The organism is Enterobacter sp. WPR_3_1 (genome assembly GCF_003635055.1).
GTDB classification, from domain to species: Bacteria; Pseudomonadota; Gammaproteobacteria; order Enterobacterales; family Enterobacteriaceae; genus Enterobacter; species Enterobacter ludwigii.
Map to the genome: position 1 here is coordinate 1066552 of NZ_RBXU01000008.1, position 16570 is coordinate 1083121.

14 protein-coding genes and 1 pseudogene are annotated in these 16570 nt (G+C 55.8%); 12 read left to right on the forward strand and 3 right to left on the reverse strand.

All coding sequences use genetic code 11. The annotated features are described in order from the left end of the window. Window positions 1-26 precede the first annotated feature (26 nt). Window positions 27-1088 carry a YncE family protein gene (locus tag BJ887_RS06930; protein WP_121339643.1) on the forward strand — a complete coding sequence of 354 codons (1062 nt, stop codon included), beginning with the start codon at window positions 27-29 and terminating at the stop codon, window positions 1086-1088. A gap of 71 nt (window positions 1089-1159) precedes the next feature. On the opposite strand, the gene ansP is transcribed toward BJ887_RS06930, so the two are convergent. Together ansP and BJ887_RS06940 are read right to left on the reverse strand one after the other, a co-directional pair. After that, window positions 1160-2656: an L-asparagine permease gene (gene ansP, locus BJ887_RS06935; RefSeq protein ID WP_020884034.1), complete on the reverse strand. Its 1497-nt coding sequence runs from the start codon at window positions 2654-2656 to the stop codon at window positions 1160-1162. Window positions 2657-3003: 347 nt separating this feature from the next. After that, window positions 3004-4539: a PAS domain-containing methyl-accepting chemotaxis protein gene (locus BJ887_RS06940; protein ID WP_032680941.1), complete on the reverse strand. Its 1536-nt coding sequence runs from the start codon at window positions 4537-4539 to the stop codon at window positions 3004-3006. A 342-nt stretch (window positions 4540-4881) separates the two neighbouring features. Here BJ887_RS06940 and BJ887_RS06945 point away from each other — a divergent pair, with 342 nt between their 5' ends. The 10 genes and pseudogenes from BJ887_RS06945 to pptA all read left to right on the forward strand — a co-directional run bounded on the left by BJ887_RS06945 (window position 4882) and on the right by pptA (window position 13966). Then, window positions 4882-5421 (forward strand): AAA family ATPase, encoded by a 540-nt coding sequence (locus BJ887_RS06945; protein WP_020884036.1) that lies wholly within the window; start codon window positions 4882-4884, stop codon window positions 5419-5421. Window positions 5422-5531: 110 nt separating this feature from the next. Continuing rightward, complete coding sequence (locus tag BJ887_RS06950; protein WP_047356439.1) at window positions 5532-6551, forward strand: LLM class flavin-dependent oxidoreductase; 1020 nt, start codon at window positions 5532-5534, stop codon at window positions 6549-6551. Next, entirely contained in the window at window positions 6530-7651 is a 1122-nt protein-coding gene (locus BJ887_RS06955) for an amidohydrolase (RefSeq protein ID WP_020884038.1), read from the forward strand. Before BJ887_RS06950 ends, BJ887_RS06955 begins: the two co-directional genes overlap by 22 nt. A gap of 16 nt (window positions 7652-7667) precedes the next feature. Beyond that, window positions 7668-9931: pseudogene (locus BJ887_RS23135) on the forward strand (NtaA/DmoA family FMN-dependent monooxygenase). 9 nt (window positions 9932-9940) lie between these two features. Beyond that, entirely contained in the window at window positions 9941-10450 is a 510-nt protein-coding gene (locus BJ887_RS06970) for a GNAT family N-acetyltransferase (RefSeq protein ID WP_020884041.1), read from the forward strand. A 9-nt stretch (window positions 10451-10459) separates the two neighbouring features. Next, window positions 10460-11386 carry an amino acid ABC transporter permease gene (locus BJ887_RS06975; RefSeq protein ID WP_121339644.1) on the forward strand — a complete coding sequence of 309 codons (927 nt, stop codon included), beginning with the start codon at window positions 10460-10462 and terminating at the stop codon, window positions 11384-11386. Beyond that, a complete protein-coding gene (locus BJ887_RS06980; RefSeq protein WP_014170239.1) occupies window positions 11370-12143 on the forward strand; it encodes an amino acid ABC transporter ATP-binding protein in 774 nt (257 codons plus the stop codon). The genes BJ887_RS06975 and BJ887_RS06980 overlap by 17 nt, the downstream gene beginning before the upstream one ends. Before the next feature lie 9 nt (window positions 12144-12152). Then, window positions 12153-13040 (forward strand): transporter substrate-binding domain-containing protein, encoded by an 888-nt coding sequence (locus BJ887_RS06985; RefSeq protein WP_121339645.1) that lies wholly within the window; start codon window positions 12153-12155, stop codon window positions 13038-13040. 40 nt (window positions 13041-13080) lie between these two features. Further along, window positions 13081-13698 (forward strand): glutathione S-transferase family protein, encoded by a 618-nt coding sequence (locus BJ887_RS06990; RefSeq protein ID WP_121339646.1) that lies wholly within the window; start codon window positions 13081-13083, stop codon window positions 13696-13698. A 37-nt stretch (window positions 13699-13735) separates the two neighbouring features. After that, window positions 13736-13966: a tautomerase PptA gene (gene pptA, locus BJ887_RS06995; protein ID WP_020884045.1), complete on the forward strand. Its 231-nt coding sequence runs from the start codon at window positions 13736-13738 to the stop codon at window positions 13964-13966. 43 nt (window positions 13967-14009) lie between these two features. On the opposite strand, the gene BJ887_RS07000 is transcribed toward pptA, so the two are convergent. Continuing rightward, window positions 14010-14309, reverse strand: a complete 300-nt coding sequence (locus BJ887_RS07000; RefSeq protein ID WP_014170235.1) for a helix-turn-helix transcriptional regulator — start codon at window positions 14307-14309, stop codon at window positions 14010-14012. A gap of 160 nt (window positions 14310-14469) precedes the next feature. Between BJ887_RS07000 and fusA the strand changes: the two genes are divergently transcribed. Beyond that, window positions 14470-16569: an elongation factor G gene (gene fusA / locus BJ887_RS07005; protein WP_020884046.1), complete on the forward strand. Its 2100-nt coding sequence runs from the start codon at window positions 14470-14472 to the stop codon at window positions 16567-16569. Window position 16570 lies beyond the last annotated feature (1 nt).

A 16570-nucleotide genomic window follows, 5' to 3' on the forward strand; every position in this document is an offset into this window, starting at 1 on the left:
ACCCTGTGTTCAAAAAAGGAATTGTTATGTCTTTACGTCATCTGTGCTCGCCGCGCCTGAGTATGTCTCTGCTGTCAGGGGCGTTACTGTTTGCCGGAACCTTCCAGGTTCATGCTGCCGAAGAGATGTTGCGCAAAGCGGTCGGGAAAGGCGCATATGAAATGGCCGTGAGCCAGCAGGAGAATGCGCTGTGGGTCGCGACATCGCAGAGCCGCAAAACGGACAAAGGCGGGATTGTCTATCGCCTTGACCCGGTCACGCTGGACGTGACGCAGGTCATTCATAACGATCTCAAACCGTTCGGTGCCACCCTTGATAATGCCACCCAGACGCTGTGGTTTGGTAACACCATCAACGGCGCGGTAACCGCGATTGATGCCAAAACGGGTGAGGTGAAAGGGCGACTGGTGCTGGATAACCGTCAGCGCAGTGATACCGTCAAACCGCTGCAGCCGCGCCAGCTGGTGGCCGATGACAGCACAAACACCGTTTACATCACCGGCGTAGGCCAGGAGAGCGCGATTTGGGTGGTGGATGGTGCAACGCTGAAGCTGAAAGAGACCATCGGCAGCACCGGTAAATTCAGTACCGGCCTGGCGCTGGATGCGAAGGCAAAACGTCTTTACACCACCAATGCTGATGGCGAACTGGTGACGATTGATACGGCAACCCACAAAATCCTCAGCCGTAAAAAAGTGCAGGACGACGGTAAGGAGCACTTCTACCTGAATCTGAGCCTGGATACCGCCGGACAGCGTGCGTTCTTAACCGACTCAAAGCAGCCGGAAGTGCTGGTGGTGAATCTGAAGGACGGCAGCATCATCAAGAAAATTGCCGTGCCTGAATCGCTGGCCGTTCTGTTTAACCCGGCGCGCAACGAAGCGTATGTGACGCACCGTGAAGCGGGTAAGGTGAGCGTAATCGACGCGAAAACCTACAACGTTACCAAAACCTTCGACACCCCGGTCTATCCGAACAGTCTGGCGCTCTCAGCGGATGGTAAAACCCTGTATGTGACGGTAAAACAAAAATCGACCCGTCAGCAGGAAGCCACCCAGCCTGATGACGTGATTCGTATCACGCTCTAAGTTTCGCTCCTCAACACAAAGAAAAAGGGAAGGCGCAATGCCTTCCCTTTGTATTAACCAGCAGGTCGATATTAACGCGACGTCTCTTCAACCAGCGGGGCGTCGTGTTTGGCATCATCAGGATGAACCGGCGCCGTGCTGTGAATTTCTTGTACGCGTTTACGCACGCCAAACCAGCCGGCAATCAGCAATACGGCCAGCAGAGGAATGGTGGCAATCGTGTAGGTACCGTTCGGGTAATCAAACGCCATCAGCACCAGCACGCTGAACAGGAACAGCAGGGTGAGCCAGGAGGTCACCGGTGCGCCCGGCAGCTTAAAGCTGACTTCAGCGGCTTTGCCTTCTTTGATCGCTTTGCGCAGACGCATCTGGCAGACCACGATAAAGGCCCAGGAGGCGATGATGCCGAGCGCGGCAACGTTCAGCACGATTTCGAATACCTGAGACGGTACCAGGTAGTTCAGGAACACGCCGAAGACATACACCACCAGCGTCGCCAGAATGCCCGCGTAAGGCACATGCTGACGGCTCATCTTCGACATGAATTTCGGCGCCGAACCGCCCATCGACATGGAGCGCAGGATACGACCGGTAGAGTAAAGACCCGAGTTCAGACTGGAGAGCGCAGCCGTCAGCACCACGATATTCATGATGCTGCCAACATAAGGCACGCCCAGTTTAGAGAAGAAGGTCACAAACGGGCTTTGACCCGCCTGATAGGCGTTCCACGGCAGCAGCAGAACCAGCAGCACCACGGAACCAACATAAAAGAGACCGATACGCCAGATAACGCTGTTAATGGCTTTAGGTACCATGGTCTGTGGGTCTTTACATTCACCCGCCGCGGTGCCGACCAGCTCAATGGACGCGAAGGCGAACACCACACCCTGAACCAGTACCAGCGCAGGCAGCAGGCCATGCGGGAAGAAACCGCCGTTATCAGTGATCAGGTGGAAACCGGTGGCATTGCCATCAAGCGGTTTACCGCTACCGAGGAACACCGTACCCACGACCAGGAACACCACGATGGCCAGCACTTTTACCAGCGCGAACCAGAACTCCATCTCCGCGAACCACTTCACGCCGATCATGTTCATGGTGCCGACAATGGCCAGTGCGCCCAGCGCAAACACCCATTGTGGCACATCACCAAACGCGCCCCAGTAGTGCATGTAAAGCGCGACGGCGGTGATATCGACAATACCGGTCATTGCCCAGTTGACGAAGTACATCCATCCAGCAACGTAAGCCGCTTTTTCACCGAGGAATTCACGGGCGTAAGAGACAAAACTGCCGCTGGAAGGGCGATGCAGTACCAGTTCGCCCAATGCACGAAGAATGAAGAAAGAGAAGATCCCGCACACCAGATAGACCAGGGCGAGAGCCGGGCCAGCCATCTGCAGACGAGCGCCAGCACCTAAAAACAGACCCGTTCCGATAGCGCCGCCGATGGCGATCATTTGAACCTGCCGGTTGCCCATCGCTTTGTGGTAGCCCTCTTCATGGGAGTTTAACCAGCGACGTTTAGCAGCGTGATGATCGGCTGCGCTTTTATTGCTTGTTTTCATTGAGTTACCTGTTTGCCTGTCTGAACCATTATCGTGATAGTCCTGCCTGGCAGAGTGCAATACAAACGATTGCTTCTGCGCAAACACATGTTGCCTTCCCAGTCATTCTGCGTATGGATAAGGCGAAACATGGCGAGGCATCCTACCTGCAATTCATAAGCGACGCAAAATATAACCGTGCCGAAAGTGATGCACGTCGAAGGAAATCGTGTGGTCAGAGCAGACGGGGATCACAACACGCTGAATAGCGGTGAGTTTTTAGACAAATCCATTAATGAAGTGGTGCTTTAATCATCAGTTTCGCTTAATGATTGCGCAAAGCAACCAGCGCATAACGGCGCCTTTGCTCAACCGCCAAAAACGGCAATCGCCTGTTGCAGACGGGTCGTGCGCTGCGTCAGATGGTGTGCGGCGTCCGTCACGTTATCCACCATACCGGTATTGTTTTGGGTCATTGTACCGATGCGGGAGATGGACGCGTTAATCAGGGTCAGCGCCTGCGTTTGCTCCTGCGTGGCGTGGCCTATCTCCTTAATCAGAGAAGACATCTCCATGACATTGCCAATCATCACCGTGAGCTGCGATTCAGTTTGCTCGACCTTCTCCACGCCGGCGTTCACGCTGGAAACGTTTTTCTCTATAAGCGTTTTGATCTCTTTAGCCGCGGTGGCAGAGTGCTGGGCAAGGTTGCGGACTTCGGCCGCCACGACCGCAAAACCGCGTCCGGCATCACCCGCACGCGCCGCTTCAACGGCCGCGTTCAGCGCCAGAATATTGGTCTGGAAGGCGATACGATCGATGACGCTGATGATGTCGACGATCTGGCTGTTATCCTGCGACACGGACTGCATCATGCCGATAGTCTCTTTCATCATTGCTTCACCGCGGTGAGCGCTGGTGCGGGTGCGATCTGCCATCAGGATCGCGTCTTTCGCCGTTTCAGCCGTCTGCTGAACCGCGCTGGCAATTTCTTCCACGGCTGAGGCCGTTTGCTGCAGAAAGTCTGCGGTTTCTTCGGTACGCGTTTGTAATGCCATACCTTCTTTAGCCACCTGCTGGCTGATTGTACTTATACCGCTGATTTGCGCACCGACATCGTCCACCAGCGAATGGAGGTTCAGACCCGACTGATTCACCATGCGCATCATCAGGCCGATTTCATCGACGCGGTCAAAATGGTAATAGTCCGCTTTACGTCCTGAAACCACCCGCTGCATTTGCTGGACAATGGATTTAACCGGCTTCGCAATTTGCGCATGAAGATATACGGCCAGGGCAATAAATAGCAGAGCCAGACCTACAGACTCAACAATACGATCGGCAAATATAAACAGCTGCAGGCAGGCGAACAGGGCGGTTATCGCAATACCAAGATGGATCCTTTTACTGGTGCTGAGGCGTTTAAACAGCGACGCAAAAGAGAACAGACCGTGGCGAACAAACAGGCCTTTATAAAAGCGATGATGTTTTAATTCATTATTGCGCACTTTCTCATACCGTTTTTCACTGACAGCAATCTCTTCACGCGAAGGAATATTCCGCACAGAAATATAGCCGGTTAACGTTTCATTCTGATAAACCGGGGTGACGTTGGCGCGCACCCAGTAGTGATCGCCGTTCTGGCGGCGGTTCTTGACCAGCCCCGTCCAGGTCTCACCCTGTTGCAGGGTAAACCACATGTCGCCAAACGCCTCGGCAGGCATGTCGGGGTGGCGAATAAGATTATGCGGCTCACCGAGAAGACTCTCTTCTTTATAGCCGCTGGCGTCAATAAAGGCAGAGTTCGCATAGGTAATATGGCTGTGCGTATTGGTGGTCGACATAAGCGTCGAACCTTCGTTAAGTAAATACTCGTTTTGTGTAACGGGAGTGTTATTCCGCATCAGTAACCCCATGGTCATATATCAATAAAAAAAGAGCCCGTTAAACATTCAGGCAAGTTTGTAAGGTTTGTTTTTATTTTTACTGTCGGCATATTCTCTACGAAAGTTATGCGTTCCGGAATACCCTGTATTTAGTATTTTTTATTTTTAAAATGCGACCGATGTAATAAAAATGAAAATATTTATCGATGCGTTTTTGTGGCGCCCTGCAAATAAACGCCATAAGGCAAATTAAAAGCGGGAGATCACTCTTCGACGTAAACTGACCCGCCGAAATAGCGTTTCGTTAACAAGATGAAAACGCTATGCTTTAAGGGTTTTTCTTCAACAGGGGGCAGCAGGGTGAAAGTAAATGTGATTGGCACCAGCGGGAGTGGAAAAAGCACTCTGGCGAAGCGTATCGCCGCAGAACTGGATATTCCTTACATTGAAATGGACCGACTTTACTGGTGTCCGGACTGGCAGGGCACACCGGACGCTATCTTGCTGGAAAAACTGGAGACGACGCTAAAGGCGTCAGCGGAGTGGGTGCTTGATGGCAACTATAACCGTACGCGTCCTGTGAAATGGCGAGACGTGGATCGGGTGGTGTGGGTGGATTATGGGTTCGCCCGAACCCTGTATCAGGCTGTCACCCGAGCGTTCAGGCGCGCCTGGCACAAACAGGAACTGTGGCCCGGTACGGGAAACTGTGAGAGTTTTCGTCGCTCATTCTTGAGCCGTGAGTCCATTATTATCTGGACAATCAAAACCTGGCGCAGCAACCGCGCACGTTATGCACGCGATATGGTAGACCCGCAATACGCCCATATTCATTTTGTCCGCATTACCCGCCGCAGTGAGGTGGAAAACCTCATTTCATCGCTTAAGTCACACGCGTAGCATGGATTTATATATCTGATTTCCGGCAAACCAAATGTAAATTAATTGTTTCTCAGAGGTGAAATACGCCTTTAATAATGACGACATGTTAAGTCAAACGAGAACGCAACATGTCCTGGCGAATCAGTATTCTGGATAAAAGCCCCATCGCTGAAAACGAAACGGCTGCCGATGCACTGGCGCGAACCCTGGCGCTGGCACAGCAGGCAGAAAATCTGGGCTATCACCGTTTCTGGATTGCCGAACACCACAACACGCCCCAGCTGGCCAGCCCTTCACCCGAACTGTTAATCGCCTGGATCCTCGGGCAAACACGGCGTATCCGCGTGGGCTCTGGTGGCGTCATGCTCCAGCACTACAGCCCTTACAAAGTCGCAGAAAATTTCAACCTCCTGGCCGCGCTTGCTCCCGGGCGCGTGGATCTGGGCGTTGGGAAAGCCCCAGGCGGCCTGCCGCTCTCCACCCGGGCGCTGCAGCAGGGCCTCGATCAACAGCAAAAAGGCAGTTTTGCCGAACAGCTGACACAGCTTCATCATTGGATCCAGCCGGAAAATCAGTCGGTGGACGAGGCCGTTCGCGCGACGCCGCTGCCGCCGGTTCCGGCCCAGGGGTTCCTGCTGGGGGCCAGTACCGAAAGCGCGCTGCTGGCCGCGAAACTTGACTGGCATTTTGTCTTTGCTGCTCACCTGAATGGGGATCCGGCGCTGCTGCGTGAAGTCATCACCACCTGGCGTAACCACAGCGCCCGGGATGCGATTGTGGCGGTGCAGGTCATCGTCGCCCAGTCGCAGGCTGAGGCGGAGGCACTGGCACAACAGGTTGAAGTCTGGGGCGTCGAACTGGCAAATGGGCAGCGCGTCACCGTGGCCAGCGAAGAGCAGGCCTATGCCTTTGCCCGACAGGCGGGCAGCGAGCCGGTGCGCATTGCCCGTAGGGCACAGTCGCTGCTGGCGGGAACAGCCGAATCGGTGCTGGAACAGTTGAACGCCCTGCACGAAAAATGGGGCATTGATGAATTCATCATTGATACCCCCGTTGCGGATGGCGTAACGCGAATACAGTCCCTGCGTCTGCTGGCGCAGGCGAAGCTTAACAAGGAGGTCGCCGTATGCGTTTTGACGAACAACTGATTGCCTGGCGCCGGGAGCTGCACCAGAACCCGGAGCTGTCCGGCCAGGAGGTCGAAACGACCGCTCGCCTGCGTCAGTGGCTGACGACGGCTGGCATTACGCCGCTGCCTTATGCGCTTCAGACCGGTGTGGTGGCCGAAATCGGCACGGGGAAAAAGCTGATCGCGCTGCGGGCCGATATTGACGCCTTGCCCATTGAAGAGCGCAGCGGCGTGCCGTTTAGTTCACAGCGTGCGGGGGTGATGCATGCCTGCGGACACGATATTCATACCAGTGTGATCCTCGGGGCGGCGTTAAAACTTAAAGAGCGTGAAGCGTCTTTAAACGGGCGCGTGCGGATCCTCTTTCAGCCGGCTGAAGAGAACTTTGGCGGCGCGAAAAGTATGGTGCGGGCCGGTGCCTTACGTGATGTCAGTGCCATCTTCGGGATGCATAACGAGCCGGGGCTGCCGGTCGGGGAATTTGCCACCCGCGGTGGGCCGTTCTACGCCAACGTCGACCGGTTTGTTATCCGAATTACCGGTAAAGGCGCGCATGCTGCACGTCCGCATGAAGGTAACGACGCCATCGTGTTGGCGAGCCAGCTGGTAACGGCGTTGCAGAGCGTTGCCAGCCGCAACGTCAACACGCTTGATTCCGTGGTGCTGAGCGTCACGCGCATTACCGGGGGCAATACCTGGAACGTCCTGCCGGAAAGCGTTGAGCTGGAAGGCACGCTTCGCACCCACCGTGTGGAAGTGCAGCAGAATGTGAAAGCACGCGTCGGCGAAATTGCCGCCGGGTTTGCCAGCGCGTTTAGCGCGCAGATCGACATCACCTGGTACGCCGGGCCTACCGCGCTGGTCAATGACGCGCACTGGGCCGAATTTGCCACCGCCGTTGCCAGAGAATCTGGGTATGAAACGCAGCACGCCGAGCTGCATATGGGCGGGGAAGATTTCGCGGTGTATCTGCAGCAGATCCCCGGGGCGTTTGTCAGCATCGGCAGCGCCAGTCCGTTCGGTTTACATCACCCGGCCTTCAACCCGGATGAAGCATTAATTGAGCCCGCTGCCCGCTATTTTGCACAGCTTGCGGAAAAAGCCCTGCAACACGTTTAATTCTGAAGAGGTGAATATGTCTGCAACCCGACAATTGCGGCTGGGAACCATTTTGCATGGTGCTTCCGGGAACATGTCTGCCTGGCGTCATCCGGCGGCGGTCGCCGATGCCAGCATTAATTTTGATTTTGTAAAAGCCACGGCGTTAAAAGCCGAAGAGGGGAAGCTTGATTTTTTATTCGTCGCCGACGGCCTCTATATTAACGAGAAATCCATCCCGCATTTCTTAAACCGGTTTGAGCCGTTAACGGTCTTGTCCGCACTGGCAAGTCTGACCTCGCGCCTCGGTCTGGTCGGTACCTTATCGACCTCCTACAGCGAACCGTTTACCGTGGCGCGCCAGTTTGCCAGCCTGGATCATTTGAGCAACGGACGCGCAGGCTGGAACGTGGTGACCTCACCGCTCGAGGGATCGGCGAAAAACTTCTCGCGCGAGAAACACCCTGAACATGCGCTGCGCTACCGGATAGCGGATGAATACCTCGACGTGGTGAAAGGACTCTGGGATTCCTGGGAGGGGGATGCCTTTGTGCGCAACAAAGAGAGCGGCCAGTTCTTTGACCCGGCAAAACTGCATACGCTTGATCACCACGGCGATTTCTTCCAGGTGGCCGGTCCGCTCAATATTGGCCGCACGCCGCAGGGACGCCCGATTGTCTTTCAGGCGGGTGCATCGGATGACGGAAAAAAACTGGCTGCGAAACATGCTGACGCCATTTTTACCCATCATGAAACGTTAGAGGAAGCCAAAGCGTTTTATCGCGACGTGAAACACCAGCTTGAATCCAATGGCCGCAGGGCATCGGACTTACATATTTTTCAGGGTGTCAGCGTGATTGTTGGCAAAGACGCGGAGGACGTGGAGAACCAGTATCAGACAACCGCGGCTCTGGTGTCGATTAACGATGCCCTGAATTACCTCGGCCGTTATTTCGAACATCACGATTTCAGCCAGTACCCGCTCGACGAGCCGTTCCCGGACATCGGTGAACTGGGCAAAAACAGTTTTCGCAGCACGACCGATGAAATTAAGCGTAATGCTCGCGAACGCAACTTAACCCTGCGTCAGGTTGCACTCGAAGCGGCATCCCCGCGCCCGCGCTTTTCCGGTACGCCGGAGCAGGTGGCAGACGGTCTGCAGGGCTGGTTTGAGGCATTCGCCGCGGACGGCTTCATTATTCAGGGTGGAACGCCGGACACGTTCCCGCGTTTTGTTGACCAGGTTGTCCCGGTGTTACAGGCCCGCGGGTTATTCCGCACCGACTATCCCGGCACTACGCTGCGCGACAGTCTGGGTTTAGACGAACCGAAAAACCAGTTCACACAACAATAATAGAGAACCTCGCTATGCAGAAATCATCGCTTATTCTGGCGCTTGCGCTGGCCTTTTCCCCTGCCGTCTGGGCAGAGAATGTGAACATTAATGGCACTGGCGTGAGCCTGGAAGCCAACAAAACGCCCGTCAACACCGCCAAAAACAGCGACGCCATCGCGCAACTGCCGAAAGATTATCGCTTCGCCGTGCCGGGCAAATTCACCGTGGCGGTTGCCGCGCTTAACTCACCGCCGCTGACCGTTTTTTCCGACGACAATAAAACGCTGCTCGGAAGCGAGGTGGACGTTGCCCGTCTGGTGGCCGACAGCCTTGGGCTGGAGCTGAATGTGGTGCCAACCTCCTGGGAGGACTGGCCTCTCGGCGTCGCCTCCGGGAAATACGATGCGGCGATCAGCAACATCACCGTGACCAGAGAACGCAAAGAGAAGTTTGATTTTGCCACTTACCGTAAAGATTCCCTCGGCTTCTATGTGAAATCGACCAGCCCGATTACCTCGCTGCAGAAGGCGGAGGACATCGCCGGGCTGCGCATCATCGTAGGTTCCGGGACCAACCAGGAGGCTATCCTGCTGGCGTGGAATGCGCAGAACGTGAAGAAAGGCCTGAAGCCGTTTACCCCGATCTACACCAAAGACGATGCATCACAAACCCTGTCTCTCCAGTCAGGCCGCGCAGATGCGTTCTTTGGCCCGAACGTGACTGGCGCATGGAAAGCGGCGCTGACCGGGAAAACGAAACGGGTTGGGATTGTCGACGGCGGCTGGCCGAAGGCGGCGCACATTGCGGTGACGCTGAAAAAAGGCAGCGGCCTGGTCGAGCCGGTACAGACCGCACTTAACGGGGTCATCAAAAACGGCGATTACGACAAAGTGCTGAACCGCTGGGGGGAAGGGGTAGAACGTATCCCTCAATCAGAAGTGAACCCGGCAGGACTGGGTGACTAAGGAGGCGCTATGCGCGAGCAATTTCGGGACGTGTCACCGGAAGACGCCGATCTTCAGCCCATCATCGACGGATTATTCGGTGAATATGCCGCCCGCTATGGCGACTACTTCTCTAAAGACGCGGAAGTGGAGCTCACGGAGTGGTACCTGGCCCCGCAGGGGCTGTTTATTGTCCTTGAGCGTGACGGCGACATCATCGCCACCGGCGCGTATAAACCGTTTGATGAACGCACCGCTGAAATCAAACGAATCTGGACGCACAAGGCGCTGCGTCAACAGGGGCTGGCGGCCCGCGTCGTCCAGGAGCTGGAGCGTCGGGCGGTACAGGCCGGTTACAGCCAGATCTACCTCACCACCGGTTTTCGTCAGCCCGAAGCGGTCAGGCTCTATATCAGCCAGGGCTATCAGCCGCAGTTCGATCTGAACCGCGATCCGGAAGAGTACAGCCAGCCGCCGTTTGATGGTCGGCTGCGTTTCACCAAAACGCTGATCAGTGAAGCGTTCAGTAAAACAGCATGAGGGATGACAATGAGCAACGTTGAAACCATTAAGGTGGTCCCGGCGCGTTATCCGCTGCGGACTGTCGGTGCCGTGGTGGCGCTGTTTGTGCTTGCGGTGGTCATTCAGTCCGTGGCCTTTAACCCGCGCTGGGAGTGGTCTGTCTTTGCCCGCTGGTTCTTTGATCCGGTTATCCTCGAAGGCGTAGGGCAGACATTGCTGTTGACCCTGATCGGCACTGCGCTGAGCGTGGTCATCGGCGGCCTGCTGGCGCTGGCGAGGCTCTCTTCATCCTGGCTGCTGAGCAGCCTGGCCTGGGGGTATATCTGGCTGTTTCGTTCGTTGCCGCTGATTGTGGTTCTGATCATTCTCTATAACTTTTCCTATCTCTACGACACGCTCTCGCTCGGCGTACCCTTCACCGCCATTACCTGGGGTCGCTTCGAAACCATCAACGTGCTGGGACAGTTTTCCACCGCCGTGGTGGGGCTGACGCTGGTTCAGAGCGCGTATACCGCCGAGATCATTCGCGGCGGTTTTCTGGGCGTGGATCATGGTCAGTATGAAGCGGCGGCGGCGCTCGGTCTGCCAGCCTGGCGTCGCACGGCGCGTATCATTTTGCCGCAGGCACTGCGCACGATCCTGCCGTCCGGATTTAATGAAATTATCAGTCTCGCGAAAGGCACGGCGATGGTGTATGTCCTGGCGATGCCGGAACTCTTCTATACCATTCAGATGATCTATAACCGCACGCAGGAGGTGATCCCGCTGCTGATGGTCGGTGCGGTCTGGTATCTGGTGATTACCACCGTGTTGTCTGCCATTCAGCATGTTGTGGAGCGCGGGCTTGCCCGCAGCGAACGCCGTTCAGCCGTTAATCAAAACCGGGTAGCCAGTCGCGTCCGTTCCGTATCCACCGCATCAGTACAGGAGCCCGTCCATGCAAACCTCTCCTGAAGGGCATATTTCGATTACCGGCGTCAGTAAGTTTTTTGGTCGCCATAAAGCGCTTGATAACGTCTCGCTGGAGATCCCGCCCGGATCGGTAACGGTGATCCTCGGGCCTTCCGGATCGGGTAAATCGACGCTTCTGCGCACCATTAACCATCTGGAACGCGTCGACGAAGGGTTTATCCAGATTGACGGTGATTACATCGGTTACCGCCGTCAGGGTGACAAACTCTACGAGCTGAAAGAGAAAGAGATCCTCAAACAGCGCGTCAATGTGGGCTATGTCTTCCAGAACTTTAATCTCTTTCCGCATCTCACGGTGCTGGAAAACCTGATTGAAGCGCCCATCGCCCATAAAAAGCTGAGTAAGAAAGAAGCCGTTGAAAGGGCATACAGCCTGCTGGATGTGGTCGGGCTGCGCGATAAAGCCGACGCCTGGTCGCGCCATCTCTCCGGGGGTCAGCAGCAGCGTATTGCCATTGCCCGCGCACTGGCGTTACGTCCCCGGGTAATGCTGTTTGATGAGCCCACTTCAGCGCTCGACCCGGAACTGGTTGGCGAAGTGCTGGATGTGATTAAAAAGCTCGCCCGCTCGGGTACCACGCTGGTGGTGGTCACCCACGAGATCGGCTTTGCCCGGGAAGTGGCGGATCAGGTGGTCTTTATGGTCGACGGCAAAATTGTGGAGCAGGGCAGCAGTGACGACGTATTAACCCGTCCGTCGCACCCGCGAACGCGGCAGTTCCTGTCAAAAGTGCTGTAAGGAGCGCAGATGAAATATGCTTTTCTGGCCGGTCTGGCTTTTACGACCGCGAGCCATGCGGGTATCGATTTACACGCCAACGAGCAGCCGCTTCCGGTGACGGTAGATCGGCAGGCCGTCGCGAAGATCCCCGCGAACTATAAATTTGTTGAGCCGGGCACGCTCACGGTAGCGATCTCAGCGCTCAACTCTCCACCGCTGGCGCTGCTTGCCAGCGATAACCGGACGCGGATTGGCAGCGATCCGGATATTGCCCGCTTGCTGGCGGGCAGTCTGGGGTTAAAGCTGAAGCTGGTTCCCACGGCCTGGGAAGACTGGCCGCTGGGGATCAGCTCCGGACGCTATGACGTGGCGCTGGTGAATATTGCGGTGACCGAACAGCGAAAAGAGAAATTTGATTTTGCGACCTATCGCGTCGACTCACTGGCGTTTTCCGTGAAATCCACCAGCGCGGTCCAGGCGATTAACAGCGCAAAAGATCTGGCAGGCAAAAAAGTGATTGTCGGTTCCGGGACCAATCAGGAGCGCATTCTGCTGGGCTGGAATGAAGAGAACAAAAAAGCCGGTCGTGCGCCTGCGCTGCCGGTCTATCTGACCGATGATGCTTCCGGCAACCTCTATATTCAGTCCGGCAGGGCGGATGTGTTCTTCGGGCCTCAATCCGTATCCGCCTATAAAGCGGCGTTGACCGGCAAAACGCGCGTAGTGGGTCTCGGGCCGAAGAGAGCCTATGTCGCCACGACGACCAAAAAAGGCAATGGGCTGTTTTATGCTTTGCAGGCTGCGCTGGAGGGCGCTATTACGCGTGGAGAGTACCAGCGGGTGCTGGCACGCTGGGGAGAAGAGGGTGAAGCGGTGACGCAATCCGACGTGAACCCGCCTGGGATAACCTATTAGTCATGTCTACACTTAGGGTTTTCATCCCGGAGGGGGCAATATGATGAAACTCTATGGCGTACCCGGCTGGGGATCGGCAATCAGTGAAGTGATGCTGACTCTGGCAGACATCCCTTATCAATTTATCAACGTGGACGGGTTCGACCAGCCCGGCCCGCAGCGTGAGTTGCTGAAAGCACGCAATCCGCTGTGTCAGGTACCCACGCTGGAACTGGAAAACGGGGCGATCATGACCGAAACGGCGGCGATTGCCCTGATGGTGCTGGACAGATGTCCCGATCTTGCGCCTGCCGTCGGGCAGGCTGAGCGGCAGCAGTTTCAGCGGTTGCTCATCTGGTTTGTTGCGAACGTTTATCCCACCTTTACCTACGCCGACTACCCTGAACGCTGGGTGCCGGATGCGCCGGAGCAGTTGAAAAACAGCTGTATTGAATACCGAAAATCACTCTATTTGTGGTTCGACAGCCAGCTCAGTGCCACCCCTTTTGCGCTCGGGGAACGGCTGACGCTGCTTGACGTCTACATCACGGTTGCACGCACCTGGGGGCCTCGCCATGCATGGTTTGCGGCGAATACGCCGAAGATAACGGCGATTGCGGATACCGTGTGCCAGCTGCCGGAACTGCACAAGGTGTTAAAGGCAAACGAGATAATCTGATAACGTGGAACTCACATTCATAACTGGAAGCCTGCATATGCCACACGTAGATATCAAATGTTTTCCCCGTGATTTGAACGACGACCAAAAAACCGCGCTGGCGGCGGATATTGCCGAGGTGATTACCCGTCATCTGAACAGTAAAGATCGCTCTATTTCGGTCGCCCTGAATGAAGTGCAGGAAGCCGACTGGAAAGCGCAGGTCTGGGATACCGAAATTGAACCCAACCTGGATCACTTAATTAAGAAACCCGGCTATTCAATGTGAGAGAGGGTCGGGCGGCGCGGAGTCGCCCGACACGACACACGCGTTACTTCGTCTGCAGTAATATTGCCATCAGCCCCGGAAAGCGGGCATCAAGATCGTCCCTGCGCAGTGAAATCATATTTTCTCGTCCCTGTGGGCGCTGCCAAATCACGCCGCTGTCGCGCAAGACGCGCCAGTGATGGGTCATCGTCGATTTCACCACCTCGTCCGGGCGCAGTGCGTTACAGCTCAGTTCGCTGCCATCGGCCAGCCTGCGGATAATCGACAGCCGTAGCGGGTTACCGAGGGCAAAAAGCACATTTTCCAGCAGTATTTGTTCAGTTTCAGGGTGGTTCGGGATCATCGTTTTCCTGCGTCTGGTGTCAGATTGAGCTATATCAACAATAGGTCAACCGTAAAAAAATAGTTCGATAATACTCGTACAATAGGACTATTATAGCAAACGAACGAACACGCGACCATCCCGGTCGTCACAACGCAGTCTTAATGACTAAGGAAATATTATGCCCCGACCCATCCCTCTCGAACGTTATCGCAACATCGGTATCTCCGCGCATATCGATGCCGGTAAAACGACCACCACCGAGCGCATCCTGTTTTATACCGGTATGAGCCACAAACTGGGTGAAGTACACGATGGCGCGGCAACTACCGACTGGATGGCACAGGAGCAAGAGCGCGGGATAACCATTACCTCTGCGGCAGTCAGCTGTTTCTGGCCAGGTATGGACCGGGGCTTTGAACCGCACCGGATCAACATTATCGACACCCCGGGCCACGTGGATTTCACCATTGAAGTGGAACGTTCCATGCGTGTACTCGACGGCGCTGTCATGGTGTATGACTCCGTCGGTGGCGTGCAGCCGCAGTCGGAAACCGTCTGGCGTCAGGCGAACAAATATCATGTCCCGCGGCTGGCCTTCGTCAACAAAATGGACCGCCCGGGTGCGGATTTCTTCCGCGTCGTGCGAATGATGCAGGAGCGTCTGAAAGCGAATCCGGTCCCGATTGTTATTCCGGTGGGGGCAGAAGAACACTTCACCGGCGTGGTGGATCTCATCAAAATGCGTACCATTTTGTGGGACGATGCTACCCAGGGCATGGTGTTTACCTATGCTCCTGTGCCGGATGACGTAGTGAGTACTGCGCAGGAATGGCGGGAAAAAATGGTCTCTGCGGCGGCGGAAGCCAGCGATGAGCTGATGGATAAATACCTGGAAACGGGTGATTTAGAGGAAGCGGAAATCATCAGGGGGCTGCGTATGCGGACCATCTCCGGTGAAATCCAGCCGATGCTGTGCGGCAGTGCGTTTAAAAATAAAGGCGTGCAACGCATGCTCGATGCGGTCATTGAACTGATGCCGTCGCCTCTGGACGTGCCCGCCATTGATGGTGTGGATGAGAATGGGCAGCATGCCGAGCGTCATCCAGACGACAACGAGCCGTTCTCCGCGCTGGCCTTTAAACTGATGAGCGACCCGTACGTCGGACAGCTGACCTTTATCCGCGTTTACTCTGGCGTGCTGCGCAAAGGCGACGCGGTGTACAACCCGGTGAAAGGGAAGAAAGAGCGCATTGGGCGCATCGTGCTGATGCATGCTAACGATCGCCACGAAGTGGATGAACTGCGCGCGGGCGATATCGCGGCCTGCGTTGGGTTGAAAGATGTGACAACCGGTGACACGCTCACCGACCCGAATGCCGTCATCACGCTGGAGCGGATGGAGTTTCCGGACCCGGTTATCTCGCTTGCGATCGAGCCGAAAACCAAAGGCGATCAGGAGAAAATGGGCATTGCATTGCAGCGCCTGGCAGCGGAAGACCCTTCGTTTCGTCTGCACACCGATGAAGAGTCCGGCCAGACAATTATCTCCGGGATGGGTGAGTTACATCTTGAGATTATCGTTGACCGCATGCGGCGTGAGTTCGGCGTTGAGGCGAACATTGGTCGCCCACAGGTCACGTACCGTGAAACCCTGCGTAAAGCGGTGAAGGATATCGAAGGGAAATTTGTCCGACAGTCCGGCGGTAAAGGGCAGTACGGCCATGTGGTGCTCAGTCTGGCGCCGTTAGAGCCCGGCAGTGGTTTTGTGTTTGAAGATGCCACCAAGGGCGGCGTTGTCCCGCGCGAGTATATTCCGTCTGTGGAGAAAGGCCTGCGCGAAGCCATGAACAGCGGTGTCCTGGCGGGGTATCCGGTTGTCGATGTGAAAGCGACCCTGACGTTTGGCTCCTATCACGAGGTCGACTCCTCGGAAATGGCGTTCCGCATGGCGGCGATCCTCGGCTTTAAAGAGGGCGCTCGCAAAGCGGACCCGGTGATTCTTGAACCGGTCATGCATGTCGAGGTGGAAACACCGGAAGAGTACGCCGGCAACATCATGGGCGATCTCTCTTCCCGCCGCGGCATGGTGCAGGGAATGGAAGAGCAGTACGGTAGTCAGATTATTCGCGCGGATGTGCCGCTGGCGGAGATGTTTGGCTATGCCACGACGCTGCGTTCGATGTCGCAAGGCCGCGCGACCTACACGATGGAATTCCATCATTTCGCGGAAGCACCGCGTAATGTTGCGGATGAAATTATTGCACGGCGCGCGAAGTAAT

Excerpts from the sequence above, each read along its gene's own strand:
- BJ887_RS06930 (WP_121339643.1), top strand. The coding sequence starts at position 27 with ATGTCTTTACGTCATCTGTGCTCGCCGCGCCTGAGTATGTCTCTGCTG.
- ansP (WP_020884034.1), bottom strand. The coding sequence starts at position 2,656 with ATGAAAACAAGCAATAAAAGCGCAGCCGATCATCACGCTGCTAAACGT.
- BJ887_RS06940 (WP_032680941.1), bottom strand. The coding sequence starts at position 4,539 with ATGCGGAATAACACTCCCGTTACACAAAACGAGTATTTACTTAACGAA.
- BJ887_RS06950 (WP_047356439.1), top strand. The coding sequence starts at position 5,532 with ATGTCCTGGCGAATCAGTATTCTGGATAAAAGCCCCATCGCTGAAAAC.
- BJ887_RS06955 (WP_020884038.1), top strand. The coding sequence starts at position 6,530 with ATGCGTTTTGACGAACAACTGATTGCCTGGCGCCGGGAGCTGCACCAG.
- BJ887_RS06970 (WP_020884041.1), top strand. The coding sequence starts at position 9,941 with ATGCGCGAGCAATTTCGGGACGTGTCACCGGAAGACGCCGATCTTCAG.
- BJ887_RS06975 (WP_121339644.1), top strand. The coding sequence starts at position 10,460 with ATGAGCAACGTTGAAACCATTAAGGTGGTCCCGGCGCGTTATCCGCTG.
- BJ887_RS06980 (WP_014170239.1), top strand. The coding sequence starts at position 11,370 with ATGCAAACCTCTCCTGAAGGGCATATTTCGATTACCGGCGTCAGTAAG.
- BJ887_RS06985 (WP_121339645.1), top strand. The coding sequence starts at position 12,153 with ATGAAATATGCTTTTCTGGCCGGTCTGGCTTTTACGACCGCGAGCCAT.
- BJ887_RS06990 (WP_121339646.1), top strand. The coding sequence starts at position 13,081 with ATGATGAAACTCTATGGCGTACCCGGCTGGGGATCGGCAATCAGTGAA.
- pptA (WP_020884045.1), top strand. The coding sequence starts at position 13,736 with ATGCCACACGTAGATATCAAATGTTTTCCCCGTGATTTGAACGACGAC.
- BJ887_RS07000 (WP_014170235.1), bottom strand. The coding sequence starts at position 14,309 with ATGATCCCGAACCACCCTGAAACTGAACAAATACTGCTGGAAAATGTG.
- fusA (WP_020884046.1), top strand. The coding sequence starts at position 14,470 with ATGCCCCGACCCATCCCTCTCGAACGTTATCGCAACATCGGTATCTCC.